8 protein-coding genes and 1 tRNA gene are annotated in these 22907 nt (G+C 70.7%); 4 read left to right on the top strand and 5 right to left on the bottom strand.

Annotated features, from left to right (window positions below):
• Positions 1-58: 58 nt before the first annotated feature.
• From J2S22_RS02705 to J2S22_RS02695, 3 genes are all read right to left on the bottom strand, one after another.
• Positions 59-598, bottom strand: coding sequence for a HipA N-terminal domain-containing protein (locus J2S22_RS02705; RefSeq protein WP_272780278.1), 540 nt, complete (start codon positions 596-598; stop codon positions 59-61).
• A 2-nt stretch (positions 599-600) separates the two neighbouring features.
• A complete protein-coding gene (locus J2S22_RS02700; RefSeq protein ID WP_272780277.1) occupies positions 601-948 on the bottom strand; it encodes a hypothetical protein in 348 nt (115 codons plus the stop codon).
• 168 nt (positions 949-1116) lie between these two features.
• Positions 1117-3507: an exopolysaccharide transport family protein gene (locus tag J2S22_RS02695; RefSeq protein ID WP_370878164.1), complete on the bottom strand. Its 2391-nt coding sequence runs from the start codon at positions 3505-3507 to the stop codon at positions 1117-1119.
• A 254-nt stretch (positions 3508-3761) separates the two neighbouring features.
• On the opposite strand from J2S22_RS02695, the gene J2S22_RS02690 reads away from it, so the two are divergent.
• The 4 genes from J2S22_RS02690 to J2S22_RS02675 all read left to right on the top strand — a co-directional run bounded on the left by J2S22_RS02690 (position 3762) and on the right by J2S22_RS02675 (position 8284).
• A complete protein-coding gene (locus tag J2S22_RS02690; protein WP_272780276.1) occupies positions 3762-5033 on the top strand; it encodes a glycosyltransferase family 4 protein in 1272 nt (423 codons plus the stop codon).
• Positions 5034-5188: 155 nt separating this feature from the next.
• On the top strand, positions 5189-6712 hold the full coding sequence (locus J2S22_RS02685) for an undecaprenyl-phosphate glucose phosphotransferase (protein WP_272780275.1): 1524 nt from the start codon (positions 5189-5191) through the stop codon (positions 6710-6712).
• On the top strand, positions 6709-8019 hold the full coding sequence (locus tag J2S22_RS02680; RefSeq protein WP_272780274.1) for an O-antigen ligase family protein: 1311 nt from the start codon (positions 6709-6711) through the stop codon (positions 8017-8019). The genes J2S22_RS02685 and J2S22_RS02680 overlap by 4 nt, the downstream gene beginning before the upstream one ends.
• Positions 8020-8206: 187 nt before the next feature.
• A tRNA-Pro gene (locus tag J2S22_RS02675) sits at positions 8207-8284 on the top strand.
• Positions 8285-9210: 926 nt separating this feature from the next.
• Here the strand turns inward: J2S22_RS02675 and J2S22_RS02670 are convergent.
• Both J2S22_RS02670 and J2S22_RS02665 read right to left on the bottom strand, forming a co-directional pair.
• The gene (locus tag J2S22_RS02670; RefSeq protein ID WP_272780273.1) at positions 9211-9471 is read right to left on the bottom strand and encodes a hypothetical protein; all 261 of its coding nucleotides are present in this window, start codon (positions 9469-9471) and stop codon (positions 9211-9213) included.
• A gap of 259 nt (positions 9472-9730) precedes the next feature.
• Positions 9731-22849, bottom strand: a complete 13119-nt coding sequence (locus J2S22_RS02665) for a filamentous hemagglutinin family protein (RefSeq protein WP_272780272.1) — start codon at positions 22847-22849, stop codon at positions 9731-9733.
• Positions 22850-22907: the final 58 nt, after the last annotated feature.

Below are 22907 nucleotides of genomic sequence, written 5' to 3'. Positions count from 1 at the left end.
GCTCGGCTGCGCCCGGCTGACGCCGGTCTTGAACGGGCGATTCGTCATAAGACGAATCTTACATCAGCTCGACCCGCCGATTCTTGCCCAGTCTCAGCGCCAGATCCTCCTCGCTGTCCTGGTCGGCGACGACGCGCTCGGTGGCCGAGAGCAGGCGGTGCAGCTCGACGAGCGGCGGGATCCGGTATCGGCCGGGCACGGCGAGGAACGGGCCCCCCTCCGTTTCGGCGAAGCGAAGCGCGCCCGCCCGCACATCGTCGTCCACCAGCAGCAGGAAGTCCATCTCGAACAGCGTGCGCGGCGCCCGCTTCTCGCGTTCCGCCGCCTTGCGCTCGGCCCGGCGCATCAGGACGCGGCCCCAGCGATCCGGGGCCGAGTCGCCGATGGCCCCGAACATCGGTCGCTCGCCCCCGGTGTGATAGGGGCCGGGGGCCAGGACGAGGGCCGGCTCCAGCGCGAACCGGTCGGGGCGCGACAGCCATCCCGTGTCGTACTCGAAGCTCGCGCTCTCGCGCCCCTTGCGGACGCGCGACCACAGGCGGCCGACGAGAACGGGGCCGCCGGCGAAATCCAGATGGACGAGCGCTTCGCGATCCATCGTCACGGCGTCTCGTCAGGGATGCGCCGTCGCGCGCCCGACAGCCGGATCCGCTGCGGGAGGCGCTCGTCCGCCAGGTCCAGCCCGGTCTGGTCGTGGCGCACATCCGCGAGCTCGGCGAGCCGATGGTTCAGGCCCAGCACGAACAGCACGGTCGCGTAGATGCCGAGCTGGACGCCGGGATCGCCCGTCTCGACCTTGGCCAGTGTCGTGCGGCTGATGGACGCGCGCTCCGCCATGGTGGTCGTCGGAATGCGGCGGCGGCGGCGGGCATCGCGGATGTCCTCGCCCAGCTTGCGCAGGGCGCGCACCACCGGAAGTGGCAGGGCAGGAGCGGATCTGGCCGGCATAAGGTCCACCGGAGTGGTCACTAACGAAGTTAGTGTCCGCTTTAATGGACGTTAGGTCAAGTTTCGCCGATCCGACCGGGAGGCCGGATACGGCCCCTTTCCCCGTCTCCCGGAGCACGACCATCGGGAGGCTGCCGGCGCGGCGCCGCTGCTGTCGCAGCGGCCCGCTCACGCCGCCTCGGTGTGGGGAGTCGGGGCGACCAGCGGGGCGCCGGCCAGGACGATGAGGTCGTCGCCGTAGCCGGCGGCGGCGAGGCGGGCGCGGGCGACGCCGGCGATCGGGTCGGTCGGATCGGGCACCACCAGCACGCCGCCGGGGGCGAGCTCGGCCATCTGGTCGGCGGCCACCGCGTCGAAGGCGCCGGCGTCGACGATCACGTGGTCGTAGGTGCGGGCGAGCGCGTCGATCATGGTGACGAAGCGCAGCGAGGCGAGCAGCGCCACCGTGTCGGCCTCGCCGCGGCCGCGCGGCACGATGTGGGCGCGCGAGACCTTGTCGCGGGCGATGATCTCGCCGAACGTCGCCTCGCCCCGCACCATGTCGGTGACGCCGGGGCCGTCGCCGCCGGTCGCGGTGCCGCCGGCCGGCTCGGCGCCGAGCCGCACCAGCACGACGAGCTCGTCGCGGGCGAGCAGCCGCGCCACCGCCATGGCGGCCTGGGTGGTGCGGCCGTCCGGCGCCGTGCCGAACACCGCCACCTGGCGGCCGATCGTGCCCTCGCGCAGCCGCCCGGCCAGCTCGTCGATCGACGACAGCGTGATGCCCTGCTCGTCGTCGCGGGCCGCGGTCGCGGCGGCGGCCGCCGCCGGAACCGTCGCCGGCGCTTCGGCGACCGGCGGCACGGGCGGCACGGGCGACGCGCCCGGATACGGGCCGGCCTGCAGGCCGCCCTGCTCCGCGTCGCCGCGCGCGTCGTGGTCGCGCGTGTCGTGGTCGTGCTCCGGCCCGTCGCGGCCCGGCGCGTCCGGCCCGGCCGCGTCGTCGGCCTCGTCGCGCGGCGCCTCGGGCGGCAGGGACGGGATGGCGGGCGGCGCCCGCTCGGCCCACAGGGTGCGGCCGAACAGCCGCCGGCCCGGCCGGATCGGCTCCTCGATCTGCGGCGGCATCGGCGTGACCACGGCGGTCTCGCGATAGGACGGCGCCGGCTCCGGCCGCGGCAGGCCGGCGGCGGCCGGCACGGGCGCCGCCGCCCGCATCAGCTCGCCCGCCGTGACGATGCCGGCGAAGACGAAGAAGGTGGCGAAGGTCGCGACCAGGACGATCGGCATCTTCTTCGGGAAGAACGGCGTGTTGGAGACGATGGCGCGGGAGATCACCCGGGCGTCGGCCGGGGCCGAGCCGATGCTCTCGCGGGCGGACGCCTCGCGGAACTTGCCGAGATAGGATTCGAGCAGGTCGCGCTTCGACTTGGCGTCGCGCTCGAAGGCGCGCAGGCGGACGTCGTCCTCGTTGCTGGTCGCCGCCTGGCGCTTGAGTGCGTCGAGCTCGGCGGAGAGCTTCTTGACCCGCTCGTCCGCCTCCTTGGCGTCGTTCTCGAGCGTGCGCACCAGCTTCTCGGCCTCGGAGCGGATCTGCCGGTCGTAGTCGGAGATCTGCGCCTTCAGCTCCTTGATGCGCGGATGGTTGTCGAGCAGGGTCGAGTACTGCTCGGCGAGCTGGGCCCGCAGGGTGACGCGCTGCTCGGACAGCCGCCGGATGAACTCGGAATTGGCGATCTCCGACGCCTCGATGGCGTCGCCGCGCCGGATCATGTCGCGCAGCAGCCGCGCCCGGGTCTCCAGATCCGCCTTGCGGGCACGCGCCGCGCCGAGCTGGGTGTTGAACTCGCCCAGCTGCTGGTTCGACAGGGTGGTGTTGTTGGTGCCGACGAACAGGTTGCTGCGCGCGCGGAAGTCCTCGACCCGCGCCTCCGCCTCGGCGACCTCGCGGCGCAGCCGCTCGATCTCGCCGGAGAGCCAGCGGCTGGCCGCCTGCATCTCCTCCTGCTTGGTGCCCTGCTGCAGCTTGAGATAGCCCTGGGCGACCGCGTTGGCGACGCGCGCGGCGAGCACCGGATCGAACGACTGGAACTCGATGGTGATGACCCGCGACTTGTCGACCGCGTAGGCGGTCAGCCGCTCGTAATAGGCGTCGAGCACCCGCTCCTCCGGCGACATCCGGTAGGGATCGCGGGAGATGCCGAGCGCCACGGTGACGCGCTTGACCGGCGACAGGCCCTCGATCAGCGGGTCGAACTCGGGCTTCTTGGCGAGGTCGAGCTCGGCGATCACCTGGCTCGCCAGCTCGCGCGACAGCACCAGCTGGACCTGGCTCGCCATCGCCTCCTGGTCGGCGGCGGAGCGGTCGATGGTATTGCGGTCCGCCTCCGGCCGCAGGAAGACGTTCTCGCGCCCCTCGTAGAGGACGCGGGCCTCCGACTTGAAGCGCGGGGTGAGGACGTTGACGACCGCGGTCGCGGCCAGCGCCGCGAGCAGCGTCGGGATCAGGATCAGCCACTTGCGCCGCCACAGGGCGCGTCCGATCGACCGCATGTCGAGCTCGCCGACACGCGTGCCCACGGGGTCACGCTCCGATCCGAACGACATCCTGCAACTCCACACCACAGAGGATACGCACGCCGCCCGATTACACTCTATTATGGTTGCTGGCGGGTTAATCGTCACGTCCCCGTCCGGCTCCGCGGCAAGACCGGCTTAACCTTGACAGACGGTTGCCCTTGCCCTGAATTCCCTGCGGGTTCCGTTCCGCCGCCCGGTCCGCTACCGATCTGCGGCTCCCGACCACAAGCCCGAGCCCGCGGAGGATGCGGTTCATGGACGTGCCGGTTCGGCTGAGAATCGTGCACGTCGTGCGCGCCCCGATCGGCGGCATCTTCCGGCACGTCTGCGACCTCGCCACCGCCCAGAGCGCCGCCGGCCACACGGTCGGCATCGTCTGCGATTCGCGCACCGGCGGGGCGTTCGAGGCGGCCGCCGTCGCGGCGGTCGCCGGCAAGCTGGCGCTCGGCGCCACCCGCCTGCCGATGCGGCGCGACGTCTCGCCCGCCGACCTCGCCGCCCTGATGCGGCTGACCCGCCACATCGCCGGCCTCGCCCCCGACGTGATCCACTGCCACGGCGCCAAGGGCGGCGTCTACGGCCGCCTGATCGGCGCCCGGATCGGCCGGACGCGGCCGCTCGCCGTGCTCTACGCGCCGCACGGCGGCAGCCTGCACTACGCCGCGAACTCCCTGGAGGGGCGCTTCTATTTCGCCATCGAGCGGGGCCTGGAGCGGCTCACCGACGCGCTCGTCCACGTCTCCGCCTACGAGGCCGAGACCTACCGGCAGAAGATCGGCCCGCCGCGCTGCCGCGCCGTCGTCATCCACAACGGCCTGCGCGAGGAGGAGTTCGACCCGGTGATCCCGCACGAGGACGCCCGCGACCTCCTGTTCCTCGGCATGTATCGCGACCTCAAGGGCACCGACGTGTTCCTGGAGGCGATCGCCCGGCTGGAGAGCCGCTTCGGCCGCCGCGCCTCGGCCCACCTGTTCGGCCAGTCCGAGGACGAGGGCCGGGCCCGCTACCAGGCACTCGCCGAGCGGCTCGGCATCGCCGCGCGGGTGACGTTCCACGACCCCGCTCCGATCCGCGAGGCCTTCGCCTTCGGCCGCGCCGTGGTGGTGCCGTCGCGGGCCGAGTCGATGCCCTACATCGTGCTGGAGACGATCGCGGCCGGGCTGCCGATCGTCGCCACCCGGGTCGGCGGCATCCCGGAGATCTTCGGCCCGCGCGCCGGCGAGCTGGTGCCGCCCGGCGACCCCGATGCGCTGGCCCTCGCCCTCGACGCCCTGCTCGCCGACCCGGTGCGGGCCCAGCTCGACGCCGCCGCCCGGCTCGACTGGCTGCGGCCGCGCTTTCACATTGACGCGATGCAGCGCCGGGTGGACGAGCTTTACCGCGAGATTCTTGCTAGCAAGACGGCGGCGCACCGGTCGCCGCTCCGCCAGGCGCGGGCGACCGAGAGCCGGGTCGGCGAGCCGACGGCACGCAGCGTGCTCGGCCTCGTGCCGGCCCGCGCGCCGGGACCGGCTCCGGCAGCCTAGCCAGCATTTACCAGTTTACGCGAATGCCGGCGCGGATCCCTCGGAGTTTACGCGTCCGTGGCCATTTTTGAGTAAGGCTGTCGGGAGGTCGTTCCGGAGCGGCGGCACACGCGCCCGGAGTGCCTCCCGCTCCGCAGCCCCCCGGAGAGACCGACATGGCGACTGCCGTTCCGCCGATCAGCAGCCCGCTGCCGGGCCGTCCCGGCAGCCACTCCGCCACCCCGCGCGAGCTCAGCCCGCTCGCCCGCAAGATCGCCGAGGAGCCGATCGCCAAGGCGGTCTCGCCCGTGGTGCTGACCGGCGCCGCGCGCTTCGTCGAATTCGTGCTGATCGTCCTCACCGGCGCCGCCGTGCACGCCGTGTGGATCTCGCCGACCCAGGGCTTCGAGCCGATCTACCTGATGGTCGAGCTCGCCGTCGCGGCGGCGGCGATCATCGCCTTCCAGATGGTCGACATCTACAACGTCCAGGCGTTCCGCTCGCACGTCTACCAGCTCGGCCGGCTCGGCCTCGCCTGGACGGCGGTGTTCCTGCTGGCGCTCGCGGTGTCGTTCTTCGCCAAGTACGAGTACTCCTTCTCGCGCGCCTGGACGGCCGGCTGGTACGTCACCGGCATGGCGGTGCTGTTCGCCTGGCGGCTCGGTCTCGCCTGGCTGGTGCGGCACTGGGCCGACCAGGGCCGGCTGATCCGCCGCGTCGTGGTGGTCGGCGGCGGCCGCGAGGGCGAGGCGCTGGTGCGGGCCATCGGGGCGGAGGCGCATTCCGACCTGCGCATCTGCGGCGTGTTCGACGACCGCAGCGACGACCGCTCGCCCTCCGTGGTGGCCGGCGTGCCCAAGCTCGGCACCGTCGACGACCTCGTCGAGTTCACGCGGCGGACCCGCGTCGACCTGATCCTCGTCTCGCTGCCGCTCACCGCCGAGGAGCGGGTGCTGCAGATGGCGCGAAAACTGTGGGTGCTGCCGGTCGACGTGCGGCTCGCCGCCCACATGAACCGGCTGCGCTTCCGGCCGCGCGCCTACTCCTACATCGGCAACATCCCGGTCCTCGACATCTTCGACAAGCCGATCGCCGACTGGAACCTGGTGATCAAGTCGGTGTTCGACCGCGTCGCGGCGTTCCTGATCCTGCTGGCGATCTCGCCCGTGATGATCGCCACCGCGCTGGCCATCAAGCTCGACAGCCGCGGGCCGGTGTTCTTCAGGCAGCGCCGCCTCGGCTTCAACAACGAGGTGATCGAGGTCTTCAAGTTCCGCTCGCTCTATCACGAGCACTCCGACCCGGACGCCAAGCGGGTGGTGACCAAGGGCGACAACCGCGTCACCAAGGTCGGCCGCTTCATCCGCAAGACCTCGATCGACGAGCTGCCGCAGCTCCTCAACGTGCTGCGCGGCGACCTCTCGCTGGTCGGCCCGCGGCCGCACGCCATCCACGCGCCGCTCGCCTCCAAGCTGTGGGACGACGCCGTGGACGGCTACTTCGCCCGCCACCGGGTGAAGCCCGGCATCACCGGCTGGGCCCAGATCAACGGCTGGCGCGGCGAGCTCGACACGCCCGAGAAGCTGCAGCAGCGCGTCGAGCACGACCTCTACTACATCGAGAACTGGTCGCTGCTGTTCGACCTCTACATCCTGCTGCGCACGCCCTTCGCGCTCTTGAAGACCGAGAACGCCTATTGAGCGCGGCCGACCCGTCGCTGACCGCCCCGCCGGGCTTCGCGGCCCGGCCGCCGGCCCCGGCCGGCGCCGCCCGCGCCGCCGGTCCCGCCGCACCGGTCGCCCCGGCGGTGGCGCGGCTGCAGCGGCGGCTCCTCTGGCTGGTCGGCTTCTCGGGCGGCTTCGTGATGATCGAGCCCGCCCCCTACGAGCTCGTCGTGCTGCTCGCCATGGTGACGTTCGGCCTCACCGGGCTGACGCTGCGGCCGGCGCACCTGCCGCTGGTCGCCCTGATGGTGCTGTTCAACATCGGCATCGCGATCGGCGCCACCCAGGTGATCGGCGAGCCCGGCATCGCGGTCTGGACCTTCGTCTCCTACTTCCTCGGCCTGACCACGCTGTTCGTCGCCGCGGCGCTCGCCGACGACCCGCTGCGCCGCTTCGACGCGCTGATGTCGGGCTGGGTGCTGTGCGCCGTGGTGGTGAGCCTGATCGGCATCCTGGCCTATTTCGGCAAGATGCCGAGCGCCGACTCCTTCCTGCTGTACGGCCGCGCCAAGGCGACCTTCAAGGACCCCAACGTGTTCGGGCCGTTCCTGGTGCTGCCGGCCCTCGTGGCGCTCGGCCGCCTCACCTTCGGCCGGCTGCGCAGCCAGATCGTGGCCGCCGCCGTGCTGCTGATCCTGGCCGGCGGCTTCCTGCTCAGCTTCTCGCGCGGCGCGTGGGGGCATTTCGCCTTCTCGGCGGTGCTGTTCCTCGGCCTCTGCTACGTCACCCGCCCGGCGCTCGGCGACCGGGTGCGCATCCTGGTGTTCGCCGGCCTCGGCGTCGCCGCGGTGGCGCTGCTGGTGGTGGCGCTGCTGTCGATCCCGCAGGTCGCCGACCTGTTCGCCCAGCGCGCCGCCCTGGTGCAGGACTACGACGCCGGCCACACCGGCCGCTTCGGCCGCCACGTGCTCGGCGCCATGCTGATGCTGGAGAACCCGTTCGGCATCGGCCCGCTGCAGTTCGCCAAGTACTTCCCGGAGGACCCGCACAACTCCTTCCTGGCCGCCTTCGCCTCGGGCGGCTGGCTCGGCGGCGTCACCTTCGTCGGCCTGGTGCTGACCACGCTGGCGGTCGGCCTGCGCGGCGTGTTCATCCCCTCCCCGGTCCAGGGCCGGCTGATCGCCGTCTACGCCACCTTCGTCGGCGTGGTCGGCGAGAGCTACATCATCGACGTCCTCCACTGGCGCCACTATTTCCTGCTGATGGGCCTGGTCTGGGGCCTCACCATCGCGGCCCGGAGCTTTGCGCCCGGCCCGGCCCCGGCCGGCGCGGCCGGGGCGTAGCCGACCGGACCGCCGGGGCGACGGCGCGGCGCCGCGGACCAAGCGACCGCCGCAGGCCACCGTTCGGACCGCCGGCCCCGTCCCCCGGATCTCTTCCCCGCCGCCGCGCAGACCGGCCCTGCCGGGGGAAAACCGCCCTCCGGCCCGGTTGCGCGGCCCCGGCCGCCTCTCTATAGTCCCGGCCGCTCGGAGCGTAGCGCAGCCCGGTTAGCGCACCAGTCTGGGGGACTGGGGGTCGCGAGTTCAAATCTCGCCGCTCCGACCATACAAGCTTTTGAAAAAACGGTTTTTTTGAAGTCGGATACCGAGCCGCCCCTTTCCTTGCCGACCGCTAGTAAGCAAATAGTAAGCGGCAGCGGCGAATCGAATCATTCGCGAATGAGCCCCGGCACGGAGGGTGCCGCCGCGACAGACTGGGGCGGCCTCTGGGGCCTCACCGTGCCGCTGTTCGTGTTCGCGTCCTCGACCGGCCCCGTCGTCGCCAACTCCATCGCCGGCGCCCTCAGCGACTTTCCCAGGCAGGCCGGGGCCGCACCGCCTGCTGGACGGCGGCAAGCGCCTTGGCCGCCGGGGTGGCCGGCGCGCTGCCGCCCTGAGCCGGGTTCGGCGCCTGAGCAGCGACCCCGGTGGACGCCGTCACGACGACGGCGGCGACGAACAGCTACTCTTTCCGTGGTCGATAGGGGTCATGGTGCTGTCTTCTGCGATCGGATTCGGCCGGAAAACGCCTGCAGCTTGTCCTGCAGTTCGACCCGCTTGAAGCCGATCAGCGGCTCGTCGGCGAGAACGACGTCGCTGCAGTGGACGTCGTCGTTCCGGTAGGCGACGAGCTTCGCGGTCCCGGGCCCCTGCCCGATCGCACCTGCACGCGCACGAAGCCGAAGGGAGCGCCGTTGTCCACGCCGACGACCAGTCCGTCGCGGCGGTCGCGCCCGCCGTAGATCGCGGCATTCGGCTGCGCCGCCGCTATCCTGATCCACGCCGTCCAGGTGAACGGTGCGCCTTCGGCGAGCACCAGCGACGGCGCCGCCGGGATCGTCAGCGGCGTCCGTCCGTCGAGCCGCAGGCCGGTACCGATGATGGCGCCGTCCGCCCGCTGGCCGGAACTCCGAGCGTGGTTGGTCCACGGCGCGGAATCCCGCGCCGGCGCTCCGCGTTTCGGTGAAATGGCAACGCATCGCCCTGACTGCTTCAGCGACCGATCCGCTGACGCTCGTCCTCGGCGATCAGGCGCCGCAGGGCAGCGTCGCGATCGAGGACGCCGGCCGCCGCGCCGGAGCGGCGGTTCGCCACCAGGGCGGTCTCGTAGAGAATCTGGACACCTGTGACGGTACCGAACGCATCGAGCGCCCGGTCGAGATCCTGCGCGGGAATGTCGAAGGAAAGCTCGGGTCTGGTGCGCGATCCCGTGTCGCTCGCCCCGGCAGGCGTCAGCCCGAGCGACAGCGCCACGATCGCCACGACCGCCGGCCGCCCTGGACCACCGACCACGCGTCCCATCCCGGAGGAGCCGCCCATATCCCCGTCCGACGACTCGTGACAGCTGCCGCCGGGCTCGGGCGTCGTCGCGGCCCCTTATCCACGGGAACGGGGCGCCACGCCAGACCGGACGGTGCCGGCCTGCCCCTCGTCGGCGTTCTGTCGAGATAGACGCCGAACGTCACAGGTTCACGACAGATGGGCCGCGTCCCCCCCCCCTCGCCCGTCCACGCTACCGCGCGACGAACCGCGAGAGCGCCTTTCGCTCCTCGTCCGTCAGGGCCATGAGCTGTTCGTCGGTGAACCGGCCGTGTCCCAAAACCCGGAGCATTCCGTTCGGATCGTAGCTCTGCCGCTCCGGCGGGCGGCGGCGGCGCTCCTCGTCCGCCGGCGTGCTGCCGCCCTCCCCGCCCCCGTAGCCAAGGATCTCGACGATGATCACGGAGGCCCGCTCGCTCGCCGTCGCCTGCTGGGAGGCCGCCGCGACGGCGTCGGCCGCGGCCTTGTCCTTGGTCTCGACCGTCAGGGGGATCGTCGCCGGCGCCTCCACCTGGAGGCCCGTGACGGCGCCGCCGACCTGGATGTTGTCGGCGTTGCGCACCTCGAGCGCGACGACCGAGAGATTGCCGGCGACCCGCAGGCCGGCGTCGCCCGCATCCACGGTCCCGCGGGGGGCGAGCAGATAGACGTCCGGCGCCTCTTCGTCGACCGACGGCTGGAACGCGGCGATGCCGGCGCCCGTCACGCCCGCCTGCTTGTCGACCTCGCCGAACAGGTTCCAGTCGAAGCTCACGACGATCGGCGGGAAGTTGGCCGAGGTCTTGGGCCCCTGCCCGGCATTGAGGTCGCCGTTCGACGACCAGGCGACGATGTCGCCGCCGCCCTGGGTGAACAGGCGGCTCTGGTTGAGCACCAGGCTGCCGTCGGTGAAGCTCCTCACGCTGCCGCCACGCAGCGTGAGGATGCCTTCGAGCCCGGTCGGGATCGAGTCGATCGCGGTCCCGCCCGAGGTGCTGCCCGAGACCACGCTCTCCCAGACAGTCGAGTTGGTCAGGCCCGAATAGACCGGGGCATAGTAATTCCGCCGCGCCGCTTGCGTCGAGGTGCGCACCACCGAGCCGGCGATGATGTCGCCGCCCGGGCCGATGAGATTGATGTCGCCGCCGCGCGTGGTCTGCAGCGTGGCGAGACGCAGGTCGAGGTCGCCGGTGGCGACCAGCGCGGTGTCGACGGCGCCGCCCTCCAGGCTGTTCGCCGTGTAGCCGTTGGCCGCCGGGAACAGCGTGTTCACGGCCTCGTAGCCGCGGCTGTACTTCTGGTAGGAGGCGCTGGTGGTCACCGCCACCTGCTCGAGCTCGTTGTAGTAGACCTCCGACAGCAGGAAGATGCGCTGCTCCAGCATCGGCAGGCTCGTGAAGGCGGCATAGGCCTGCGCCTCGGTGACGGCCGTGGTGCCGTAAGCCGACAGCAGCAGGTCGGGATGGCGCGCCTGCATCCAGGCCACCAGCTCGTCGGCATAGCCCTCCCAGGTCAGGAACGAGACATTGGCCGGGTTGACGTATTTTTCGCGCAGCGCCGCGTAGTCGGGGCCGATCGCGCCGAGCCCGAACATCACGTAGAGGTCGGCGCCACCGCCGGCCTCGGTCACGATGCTCTTCAGCCACGGGTTCCAATCGTACCCGACCGACAGCACGCCGCCGGCGTAGTCGCTGGTCGTGTAGATCGTGCAGGCGCAGTTCTCGCTCCAGACTCCGGTCGTGATCGTCGCCGAGTTGAGGAACGGCCCGATGTCGCCGCCGGCCTCCAGGAACAAGGCGCCGGGGCCGCCGATCACGAAGGTGTTGCCGCCGAGCGTCGCCAGCGCCGTGCCGGCCGCGTTCTTGAGCAGCTTGGTGGTGGCGGTGATGTCGCCCGCCGCGGCGATGCGGGTGATGTCGGTCGCCGAAAGGTTCTGGCCGAAGAACATCATGTTCACGATGTCGCCGCCGGCGACGACGCGGGCCTGCTTGGGCACCGACAGGACGAGGCCGGTGATGTCGCCGCCGGCCGCGACGAACACCGGCTCGGCGTCGTCGAGATGGGTGATGTCCTGGTTGTGATAGAGCCGGAGCTGCGCCTCGGTGGTCGACGAGGTCACGGTGGGGAAGGTCAGGCCGCGCGACGCCGAGGTTCCGGTGTTGCGGAACGGCCCGGGCAGATAGGCCGGATCGGCGTCGTCCATCACGATGGTGGCGGCGCCGATGCCGCCGCCCGCCGTGATCACGAGCTGGCCGTCGGTGTCCGGCACCATGAACAGGTATGGCTGGACGCCGATGGAGGAGCCGTTCCTCAGGAAGGTCAAGTCGCCGGTCAGTGCGGACAGCGTGATCGTTCCGGGCACCACGACACCGTCATAGGAACCGACGCTGGAGTTGACGAAGAGGTCGAGGCCGACGTCGCCACCGGCCGTGACCGTGAGACTGGAGGCCGACGACACCCAGAAGGCCTCGTTGTTGAGCCCGAACGGCAGCGCCCCCGCCCAGGTGACCGTCAGGTCGCGTCCGGCCGACACCGTCGCGACCGCATTGGTGAGCCGCAGCCGGGTGGTGCGAGCGGTCGAGGTGGGACTGCTGATCAAACGGCCGGCCGAGACGATGTCGCGCTCAGCCGACAGGGTCGCGCTGCCGGAGGTGACGTAGACGAGCCCGCCGGCGATGTCGCGGCCGGCGCGCAGCACGACGTCGCTGTCGCCGAGGAACTGGATGCCTTTGCCGGTCGAGCCGTCGGCGAAGGTCAGGCCCACGGTGCGGATGGCGGGCGTGGCGAACGCGGCGACATCGTCGATGTCGCGCCCGGCCGTCACCGTGATGTCGCCGCCGGCGAGCGCGCCGACGCCGGTGTCGAACTCGCCGAGCAGGAGATGCTGGTCGGCCTGGCTGATGGTCGCGCCGCTGGTCGACGTGTTGGCCATCCAGTCGAGACTGGCATTGTTCGATGCCGCATAGCTCGAGACGATGCTGGTGGTGACCCCGATCACGTCCTCGCCGGCCGCGATGGTGATGTCGCCGCCGTTCACCAGATAGAGCCCGCCCGAAACCTGGTTGGCGGTCAGGTCGACCGTCACGGTCTGGCCGGTGGCGACGTCGGTCGCCGTCGCCGTGGTCGTCGTGGCACGCTGGCCGGCCGTGTAGACCGCGACCGCGTCGGCCGTGCTGGAGGCGGACAGGCCGGCGGTGAGGTCGACGCTCCGCGCCGCCGCGATCGCGATGTCGCCGGTGCCGGTGCGGATCATGCCCGACACCGAATGCGTGGTCGATGCGGTCGATGTGGGGAACAGCGGGGTGACGTAATTCTCCAGAATATAGGCCGCCGTCTTCACGCTCACGAGCAGGGCAATGTTGTTGTTGTTCGTCGTCATGTAGGGATTGCTGCTCGTTCCCCCGCTCGTCCCGACGACGGTGAAGAAGTCATCCCCGGTCATGGTGTAGCTGTAGCTCTGACCATTCAGCGTGTAGGTCACGACCTGGCCGGCTGTGGTGACCGTGGTGCTGTCGCTGTAATAGAGCGCGGCAAGGTAGGGATCGGCGCCGCTCTTGACGTAATCGCGAAGACTGAGCGTCGACAGGCTTCCGCTGAGTGTGACGCCCGTCGAGCTGCTGTCCAGATACAGTTTCATATAGACGAGGTCGGACATCGAATCGATGATGTACCCGCTCGAGCTCGTCGTCGGCGCAGTGGCGAACGTCACCCTTCCTGCAGTGGTTCCGTAATGCTCCGCCTGTGTGCCCCAATAGACCGCTGTTCCGGTGAATGTTCTGCCGCTTGTATTCGCCGAGACGAGGTTCAGCCACTCCTCGACCGAGCTTGCACAATAGGCGGAGATGGCGGAACAGTTGTTTCCTGTAAGGCTGGGGGCGAATCCATAATACACCGTGACAGTCGTTCCGCTCGCGGTCGTGTAGGTGTAGCTGCCGTCGACGATCGCCGAGCCGAGCGACAGGGGATTGATGGCGGTGGGATTGGCGGAGGCCGTGATCTGTCCGGCGCTGGTCCGGTCGACCGCCGCGCCGGCGACCAATCGGTAGGACGCGGAGGTCATCTGCCGGCCGTCGGAGGTGGCGAGCGTCGGGAACAGCTCCATGGTGCCGAACAGATCGCTCGACCGCCCCGGAGCGGCGCTGTTCGCTTCGACCGAGTAAGGCACGTAGTCGAGGGGATCGGCGGCGCTCGTCGTCGTCACTTTGTTGGCATTGGACCCAAAGAAGTTCATCAGGATGCCGACGCCGGCCGATGTCGTAACCGCCCCGCTCGGTTTATAATAGGTTCCGAACCCGATCGAATAGACCGAGGTGCCCGAGGCGGCAGCGAGGTAGGTGGCGTCTTCCGAATTCTGGAACGAGAAGAAGCCGTCGTTGACGATTCCATTGATGACGAGGTCGCCGCCGGCCCGCAAGGTGAGGATGGGCGCCTCGCCGGTGACGCTGGCGCCGGTGCGGTAGAGCATCGCCGTGTAGTCGGCGAGCACGGCCGCCTCGCTGCCGGGCACGATGTAGTCGACTGTGGTGCCGTTATAGCTTTCGCTGCCCATCAGCCCCGCGGCCGTGGCGCCGGCGATATCGACCGTGCCGGCGGCGAGATTCCAGTTGCTCGACAGGGTGATGCTGCCTGTGCTGACCAGGTCGACGCCCGGCTGGACGTGGAAGATCGAGGCGCCCGACGAATCCGTCAGCGCCGCGAGGCCGCCGAGCTTCGAATACATCGCCGAAAGGTCGAGATCCTGGATGAAGCTCACGATCGTCTCGTGAGTCCCGGTCGGATCGCGGTCGCCGAGGAAGTTGAGGCCGCGGCCGGCGTCCGTGATGCTCACGGTCTTGGTGGCCGCATCGTAGGCGAGGGTGTCCAGCCCGGCGGACACGTCGAGGGTGATGTCACCGTTGCTCGCCGTGACGCCGGTGTAGCTGCCGCTGGCGGCGACGACGGCGAGGTCCCAGCGGCGGAAGCCTTCGAGGACGACGCTCGCCGCGCCGACCACCGAGGAGGCCGAGGCGACATTGACGTCGACCGTCTGCTTGCCGCTCGCGTCGGTGTAGACGGGCGCGCGCAGGGTCAGCGTGCCGGCGGTGTCGGCCGCCACGTAATAGTAACCGAGCCCGCTGTCGAGGGCGATCACCCGGGCGGTGGTGTTCTTGACCGAGAGGTCGAGCGTCGCCCCCGCCGCGATCGTGATCGTGCCGCTCGTCCCCGACACCACGCCGTCCGGGCTGGTCGCCGTCGTGCGGGTGACGAAGTCGGTGCCGAGCGTGATGTCGCCGGCCGAGGCCTGGTAGGGCTCGCTGTCGGCATAGCCGTCCGCGTGGGCGTCGAGCTTCGCGGTCGACGTCAGCGTGACGCCCTTGTTGCCCCACAGCGCGATGTCGCCGCCGTTGGTCCCCGAGGTGTCGATGGTGCCGGAGATGGTCACGAACCCGCCGTCGGCGGTCAGCACCACCGAGCCGGATTTCAGCGTCTGCCCGGCGGCGAGCACGAGGTCGCCGGCGCGGCTCCTCACCTCGAAGCCGCCGGTGAAGCCCTGGCCACCGACCAGGGTGTTCAGCGCGACGAGATCGACGCTGCCGCCGGTCTCCAGCGCGAACTCGCCGCCCGTGCCGTCGGTTCCCGCGGTGCCGTCGATGGTGCCGCCGAACGTCACGCTGCCGGCGATCGCCGAGAGCTCCAGCCGGCCGGCGTCGCCTTCGTCGCCGGCGACCGAGACGAGCGTCCCGGCGCCGAGCGTGATGTCGCCGGCCGTCGCGGTGAGCCGCACCGTGCCGCCGGCCGACGACGCGGTCGTGGAGTCGGTCGTGTCGCCATAGGTGCCGGTCCAGCCCGGCGCCGCGACCACGCCGCCGTCGGCGAGCGTGATGCCGGTCGCCGACACCACCTCGACCAGGCCGCCGCTGGCCTGCACGGTGGTGCCGCTGATCACCACCGAACCGCCGGTGAGCGCCACCGACGTGCCCGGGATGCCGCCGAGCGAGGCGATGTCGAGCGCCGCCGCGCCGGCATTGTCGATCACGAGCGCGCCCGTGGTGGCGAGCGTCAGGTCCGGCACCACCACGGTGGCGGCGCGCGACCCGCGATCGCCGACATAGGGCGTGTGGACCGTCAGGGCCGCCGCACCGGCATCGAGCCCGGCGCCCTGCCCGGTGACGTAGACGCCGTTCGCCGCCGTCAGCGTCACGCCGCCGGCGAAAAAGTCGGTGCCGGTGAGCGCCACGTCGGCGGCGAGATCGAGCGTCGCGCCGGTCGGGATCGTCACGGTCGGCGTCCGGGTGAAGCTGAGGACCGTACCGGCCGCGACCGTGCTGTTCGGCTGATCGCTCGAATAATAGACCCTCGTCGCCTCGGCCAGAACGTAGCTGCCGGTCGCCATGGTGAAGGCGACGCCCGAGACCGTCACCTCGGTGCCGCTCGCCAGCGTCCCGCTCGACGCGACCGGCGTGATCACCCCGGTACCGACGTCGAGCGTCACCACGGTTCCGGCCGGCAGCAGGACCTTGGTGTCCTCGAGGACGTAGTAGGTCGAGCTGAAATACGTCCCGGCCGGGATGGTGACGGCCGTGTCGGTGGCGAGCGTGGTGGTGACGGTGCTCGCCGTGGTGGTCGCCTTGGTGGCGATGATGCCGCCGGAGAACACCACGGTGTCGGCGACGATCGCGAGGCTGCCGGCATTCGCGGCGCAGGATCCGCAGACGGCGCCCTCGGCGCCGGAGTTGCCGAGCGTCACCGTGCCGGCCGTGACCGTGACGGCGCCGCCCTGCGTGCCGGCGAGCGTCGCGGCGTCGAGCTTGAGCGTGCCGAACGCATAGGTGCCGTCGGCGAAGTCGATCGCGCTCTGCGAGCGCAGCGTCAGCTGCGCGCCGGTCTGGGTCAGCAGCGCCTGCATGGCCGCTGTCAGCACCACGCCGGCGTAGCCCGGATCGGAGATTCCGAGACCGATGCGGCCGGCGCCGAGCGCCACCGTCTCGGCGTTCTGCAGCACCAGCGCGTCGGAGAGCGTCACCGTGCCGGAGGAGTCGACCATGACGGCGGTGCCCGACAGCGTCGCGGCGCCGACCGTGAGCGTCGCGGTGCTCTCGAAGTTGCTCCGGCTGGTGAGGCGCTCGGGCCCGTTGGCGACGCGCAGCAGCGCGCCGGTGCCGGCGGTGGCGCCGTCGCCGATGACGTAGACGCCGTCGCGGGTGTCGGCCATCTCGCCGGTGGCGAGGATCACGGACCCGTCCGCGATGGTGATCGAGCCGGTCGCGGCCAGCACGATCTCGGCCGCCGAGATCGGGTGCGCGGCGTCGTTGGCGACCGTGATGGAGCCGGCCGTGACGGCGAGCGTCGTGGTGCCGTCGTCCTCGTCGGTGCGGGTGGCGCCGATCAGCAGGCTCTCGGCGCCGAGATTGGTCAGGCTCGCCGCCGTGATGGTCAGCGTGTCGGCCGCCGGCGTCGCCGGCAGCGCCGAGACGATCGCGATGGTCGAGCCGCCGATGTCGACCTTGGCGCCGCGGCCGCCCTCGGCCGCCGCCGATCTCACGATGGCGTCGATCACCAGCGTCGTGGTGGCGTCGAGCACCAGCCGGCCGGCGTCGATCGGCAGCGCCGGCACGGTGGTGCCGGCGTCGTCTGCGAGATCGGTGAAATAGGTGTTGCCCGAGGTCAGCGTGATCGAGGAATACTTCTCGTAGACATCCTGGCTCTGCACCGCGAACAGATAGGTCGAGGACTGCGCCGAGCCCGACAGGGCGTTGCCGTAGGAGCCCACCGTCAGCACCGTGCCGTCGGCGCGGGTGACGGAGCTGCCGAGCGTCAGCGACGTCGAGGCGGTCTGCTGCACCACCAGCACGCCGCCCGCGAGCGTCGCGTACTGGGCCGGCAGCAGCGTGTACCACTTCAGCCCGTAGCCGATGTCGATCAGCACCCGCGTGCCGACCCCGGTCACCGACGACAGCGAGGCGTAGTTCGAGGAGTAGATCGGATCGTAGGCCGCGACCGCGTTGTCCGACAGGCCGGGCACGATCGCATAGGCCTGGGCGCAGCCCGCATAGGTGCAGCCGGTGGTGCTGGTATAGGCGTCGTCATTGTAGCTGTTGAGCACGTCGCGCGCGCCGCCGGTGCCGGCCGCAAACTCGTAGGCGGTGACGTCGCCGCCGCCGGCGACGTTGACCACGGCGCCGGACTCGACCTCGATGTTGGCCCCTTTCAGCGTCAGCACCTTCTCGGGGGGCGCCGAGAGCGCGTCGCTGCCGATCGGGGTGAAGTACCACTCGACGCCGTCCGTGGTGGTGCCGTAGGGGATGATCAGGCCGTTGGCCGAGACCTCCGTGTACGAGCCGTCGGTCAGCGTCAGGTCGCCGGTGGCGGCGAGCGTCAGGCTGCCGAGCGGCACCCGGATCACGCCGCCCTGGACGATGGTGGCGGCCGACACCGTGAGGCTGCCGCCGGCCGAGTACGGGGCGTCCGGCAACGTCGCCGTCGAGCGGGCGAAAGTGATGATGCCGTCGGTCTTGGTGGTCGAGATCGTCGCCGTCGTGCCGGTGGTCGGATAGACCTGGGCGGCCGTGATCGCGAGGTCGCCGTTGACGGCGAGCAGCGCCGTCAGGGCGTCGTTCACGACCGTCGAGTTCTGGTAGGTGATTTTGTAGTCCTGGACGCCGGTCAGCCGGACGTCGCCGCCGCTGACCAGATTCGTGGCCGCGATCGACCGGTCGAACAGCACCGCCCCGGCGATGTCGAACGCCGCGGTGGCGGTCAGCGTGACGGTGTGGGACGCCGCCGTTCCGGTGGCGGTGCTCGACAGCACGTCCATGCTGCTGAGGAGCCCGATATAGGGCGCCGTGATCGAGAGGTCGCCGCCGGCGCTGATCGTCACCGCATAAGGGTTGCCGGCGGTCGTCGTGGCACTGCCGTAGGGGCGCGAGGCGACGAACAGGGCGCGCCCGAGCGTCAGGGTCACGTCGCCCTGCGAGCTCAGGGTGCCGAGCGCGGCGAGCGTGCCGAAGCCCGCCGCCATGATCTGGTCCGCGGCGAGCTCGCCCTTGGCGTCGGCGACGCTCTGGGTCAGGATCACGTCGGCGAGCTCGAGCGTGCCGCCCTCGGCCGAGGCGGACCCGCCCTTGGCGCTGATCTCGGCCTCCGACGAGATGGTGAAGCCGCTCGGGGCCGAGATCGCGCCGGCGTCGCTCCACACCTCCGTGATGACGAGCCCGCCCGCCCGCAGGCCGGCGCCGCTCGCCGAGGTCGAGGTCAGCGCCTGCACATAGATGTCGGAGGCGCCGTCGAGGGCGACCGTGGCGCCCGCCCCGATGGTCAGCGTCGCGCCCGAGTTGCCGGCCGTCGTCTCCAGCAGCAACGTGCTCAGCCGCGTCTCGCGATAGAGCGCCGTCGTCGTCGTGCTGGCGCTTGCCAGGACGATCGAGCCGGCATCGTAGACCGTGCCGGTGCGGACGCCGGCCGTGACCGTCCCGCGCGCGCCGGCGGCATAGGGGTCGACCACGCTGACGCCGGACAGATCCGTGACGCTGCCCGCGGCCAGCACGATGCCGTCGGCGGCCCCCAGCTCGCCGAGCAGGTAGACCTCGTAGAGCATCGCGACGTCGGCGTTGGTCTTGCCCGAGATCTTCGAGGCCTTGGTCGCGACGATGGTGCCGTCGGCCTCGATCGTGAAGACCTCGGAGAGCGCGTCGACGCCGTACACCTTGGTGGCCGAGAGGTAGCTCGCCGGCAGCGTCTGGGACTGGACGATGCTGCCGCCGGGCAGCCGGATCGTGCCCTCGTTCAGGAGCTTGGCGACGGTGAGCACGGCCCCCGGCGCCGACACGATGCTGCCGCCCGCCTCCACCTTAAGCTCGATCGCTCCGTCGAGCGTGAGATTCACGGCCTTCTGATCCCACGCCTCCGTCGGCACCGACGCCGTGAGGATGGTGCCGACGTCGCCGCCGGTGGCGAGCGCGCGCAGCGCCGCGGCCTGATCCTCGGTGAGAATGCTCGGCAGCAGCGCCTGCGACAGCGTCAGGGTCTCGCCGGCCTTGATCGTGAAGGTCTGGGTCTCGAGGATCGCGTTGGTGCCGCCGTAGCCGGTGCCGCTCGCGGTGACGAAAGTGTTGTCGAGCAGCGCCGTCTTGTAGGAGGTGATCACGTAGTCGGCGAAGCCGGCCTGGAAGAACGACAGCGGGACCGCGGTGGCCGCGGCGGTGTCGTCCGACGCGCCGCTGCCGAACTTCACGTCCGGCGCCCACAGCGTGAAGGTGCCGCCGCCCGAGAAGCCCGCCGCCTTGATGACGGCGGGATCGAACTGGACCGTCGAGGTGATCTCGGCCGGGTTGATCTGCAGCGCGACCACGACACCCTGCGAATCGAGATAGTAGGTGCGGAAGCCGCTCAATTCGCCGAACAGCGTGCGCGTCTCGCCGAGCCCGTAGTTGGCGAACTCGGTCTGGAAGAACGCCGTCTGGTTGATCAGCGCGAGGTCGCCCCCCTGCCCGGACAGGTCGAGGGTGCCGTCGTAGGTCACCCGGCCGCCGCCCGACAGGTCGATCAGCGTGGCGTTCGCGATCAGGATGCTGCCCGAGACGTCGGTCGCGCTGGCGATCGTGTTGGTGTTGGTCGACACGACCTGGTCGGTCACCGCGGCGGCCGACACCATGACGATGCTGCCGCCGTCCAGATAGGCCGGCCCGGCGATGTCGGTGCCGGTCTTGCCCCAGTCGTTGACCCAGCGCCCGGCGACCGACAGGCTGCCGGTCACCACGATGTCGAACGAGCCGACCGCGAGGATGTCGTCGGCGGTGGTGAAAGCCGAGCCCGACAGGCCGAAATTGGCCGTCTCGAGCTGGATCGTGCCCGACGGCACCGTCACCGAGCCGGCGATGGTGATCGCACGGCCCGCATAGGCGTCGAACACGCCGCCCGCCTCCAGGCTCACGCCGGCGGTCTCGGCCACCGTGATCGTCCCCGAGGTCCACAGCGACACCTGCGCCAGCCCCGAGCCGGACAGCAGCGCGTCCGACAGCACGGTGGTGCCGGCGACCGGGGCGTAATCAGCGGCAGCCACCACCAGGATGTCACCGCCGCCGCCCATGACCGTCCCGCTGCCGTCGGGATCGCCCACCTGCTGGATGAACAGCAGGCCGCCCGCCGGCAGCTGCGAGGTCGCCTCCTGCACGTTGCGCAGGTCGCCGTAGACCGACGACGTCCCGGTGCCGACCTCGCCTTCGGCGAGCTGGCGCTCGCCCGCGTAAGCGTCGGCCGTCAGCGTGCCTTCGTACGAGACCTGCGCCGACTTGATGGTCAGGGTGCCGGCGTCGCGACCCTCGGTGTAGGAGGTCTGGTGATAGGAGCTGGAGCGCAGCTTGTTGGTGTAGACCTCGGTGACGCCCCAGTGCTCGTGACCCACTGACGTGCCGTCCGGCACCACCGCCACATAGGTGTCGGACAGGCTGGCGCTGCCGATGTCGACGATCCGCCCGTCGCTGGTCAGGAGCTTCGTCGTCGTCACCGTGCCGGCCGCGTAGGTCACGAAGCCGCCCGAGACGTCGATCACGGCGCCCGACTTGACGGTCACGCTCGCCGAGCCTCCGACCGTGGCCGAGGAGACGCCGCCATTGGTGCCGAGCGTGACGTTGCCGCCCGTGGTCATCAGCTGCGCCGCGGTGACGCCGACCGCCTCGTAATAGGCCGCCGCCGAGATCAGGGGCGAGCCGATCCAGGCGACGCCGTCCTCGCGCACCCCGGACAGGCGCGCGTCGATCATCACCGTCTCGCCGTTCAGGAAGCTGTCCTGATAGCCGCCGGAATCCGCGAGCTCGTTGCTCTTGAGCAGAATCGACAGGTTGTAGGCCGAGACGTCGACCTGCACGTCCTTCAGGCCGGCGACGTCGATCGTCGCGCCGTCTTCGACGACGATGTGGCCGGCGTTGTAGACCCATTTGCCGGTCGCCGTGTCGTAGATTTTGCTTTGCGACGCGTCGGTCAACGCCGCGCCGGAGGCCGCGCCGATCGTCACGTCGCCGGATGGCGCCCAGATGGTCGCCCCCGACTGCAACGTCACGTCGGAGTTGTAGCTGCCGATGCGCACCTGCGAACTTTTGACCGCGGCCAGCGAATCGGCGTCCTGCGGGATCGTCTCGCCGTTCTCGTCGGCCGCGATCATCAGGATGCTGCCCGGCGCCAGCGTGATGGTCTGGCCATGAAGATCGATGGTGCCGTTGGCCGAAACGCTGGTGGTCGACCGCAGGATGCCGGAATTGGTCACCGTCGTGGCCGCGAGGTCGATGTATCCGCGCTCCGCCTCGATCAGGCCGCTGTTGACCACCGTTCCTTCGTAGTTCGTGATCAAATAGCCGCGCACATAGGGATCCTCGGCCGTGTCGCTGCCGTCCGACGCCGTCAGATACACCGAGCCGGTGAGCGCCTTGGCACCCACCAGGCTCACCTGCCCGTCCGCCGCCGACAGCCAGCCGGCATTGGTCACAGTCGGCGCGATCAGCAGGATCATGCCGCCGCTGTCGCTGGTGACGATCGCGCCCTCTTCCACCGTGACGGCCGCGCTGCTCGGCGCCGTCGCCGAATCGGTGACGCCCGAGAAGGCCGCATAGGTCGACCCGGTGCTGGCATTGGTCTCGGCGTAGCCGGTCAGGCCGTAGTCGAGGAACTCGGTGTTGCGCTGCGCGATGGTGCGCGCCACGCTGTTCTCGGTGCTGCGCCCGATCTCCAGCGTCGAGGCGATCAGCGAATGCACGTTGATCTGCGATCCGGCGCCGAAGATGATGCCGTTCTGGTTGATCACCAGCACGGTGCCGTCGGCCTTGATGGTGCCGAGAATCTGGCTCGGGCTGGTCGACGCCCCGACCACCCGGTTGAGCGCCACCCAGTCCGTATTGCCCTGCTGGTCGAAGGTCAGCGTCGTCGCCGACCCGATGTTGAAGCTCTCCCAGGAGAGGATCGCGCGCGACTGGGTCTGCTCGATCGTCACGCTGTACTTGCCGTCCGACACCGTCTGGGTCGGCAGGTCCGCACCCGTCCAGGTGGTGAGTCCGTCGGTCGTCGAGTTTGGATTGCCCACCGGCTGCAGCGCGCCGGCGCCGAGGCCGTTGAAGCTCGACGTCGCGGCCGCCGCCGAAGCCTTCGCGGCCGCCTGCGCGGCGTTCTGCACCGCCCGCATCGACTTCAAGGAGCTGGTCAGGTTCGAGATCGACGACGCCTGGGCGGCAGCCGCCGCCTGCGCCGCGCTGGTCGCCGCCGCGGTCGCGGTCGCCACGGCGGAGGCCGAGGCGCCGGACCGCATCCCACGCAGGCTGCCGGCGTGAGCCGGAAGCGTCGTCGCGAGCGCCAGCGCCAGCGCGCTCACGCTTCCGAACAGCACCCGGCGCGTGGCGGCGCGATGCCGGTCCGCGACCCGACGAGGG

The sequence above is a fragment of the Rhodoplanes tepidamans genome, assembly GCF_030813915.1.
Taxonomy (GTDB): domain Bacteria; phylum Pseudomonadota; class Alphaproteobacteria; order Rhizobiales; family Xanthobacteraceae; genus Rhodoplanes; species Rhodoplanes tepidamans.
The sequence above is the reverse complement of the archived record's forward strand: the minus strand, read 5'-3'. Positions and strand labels throughout refer to the sequence as shown.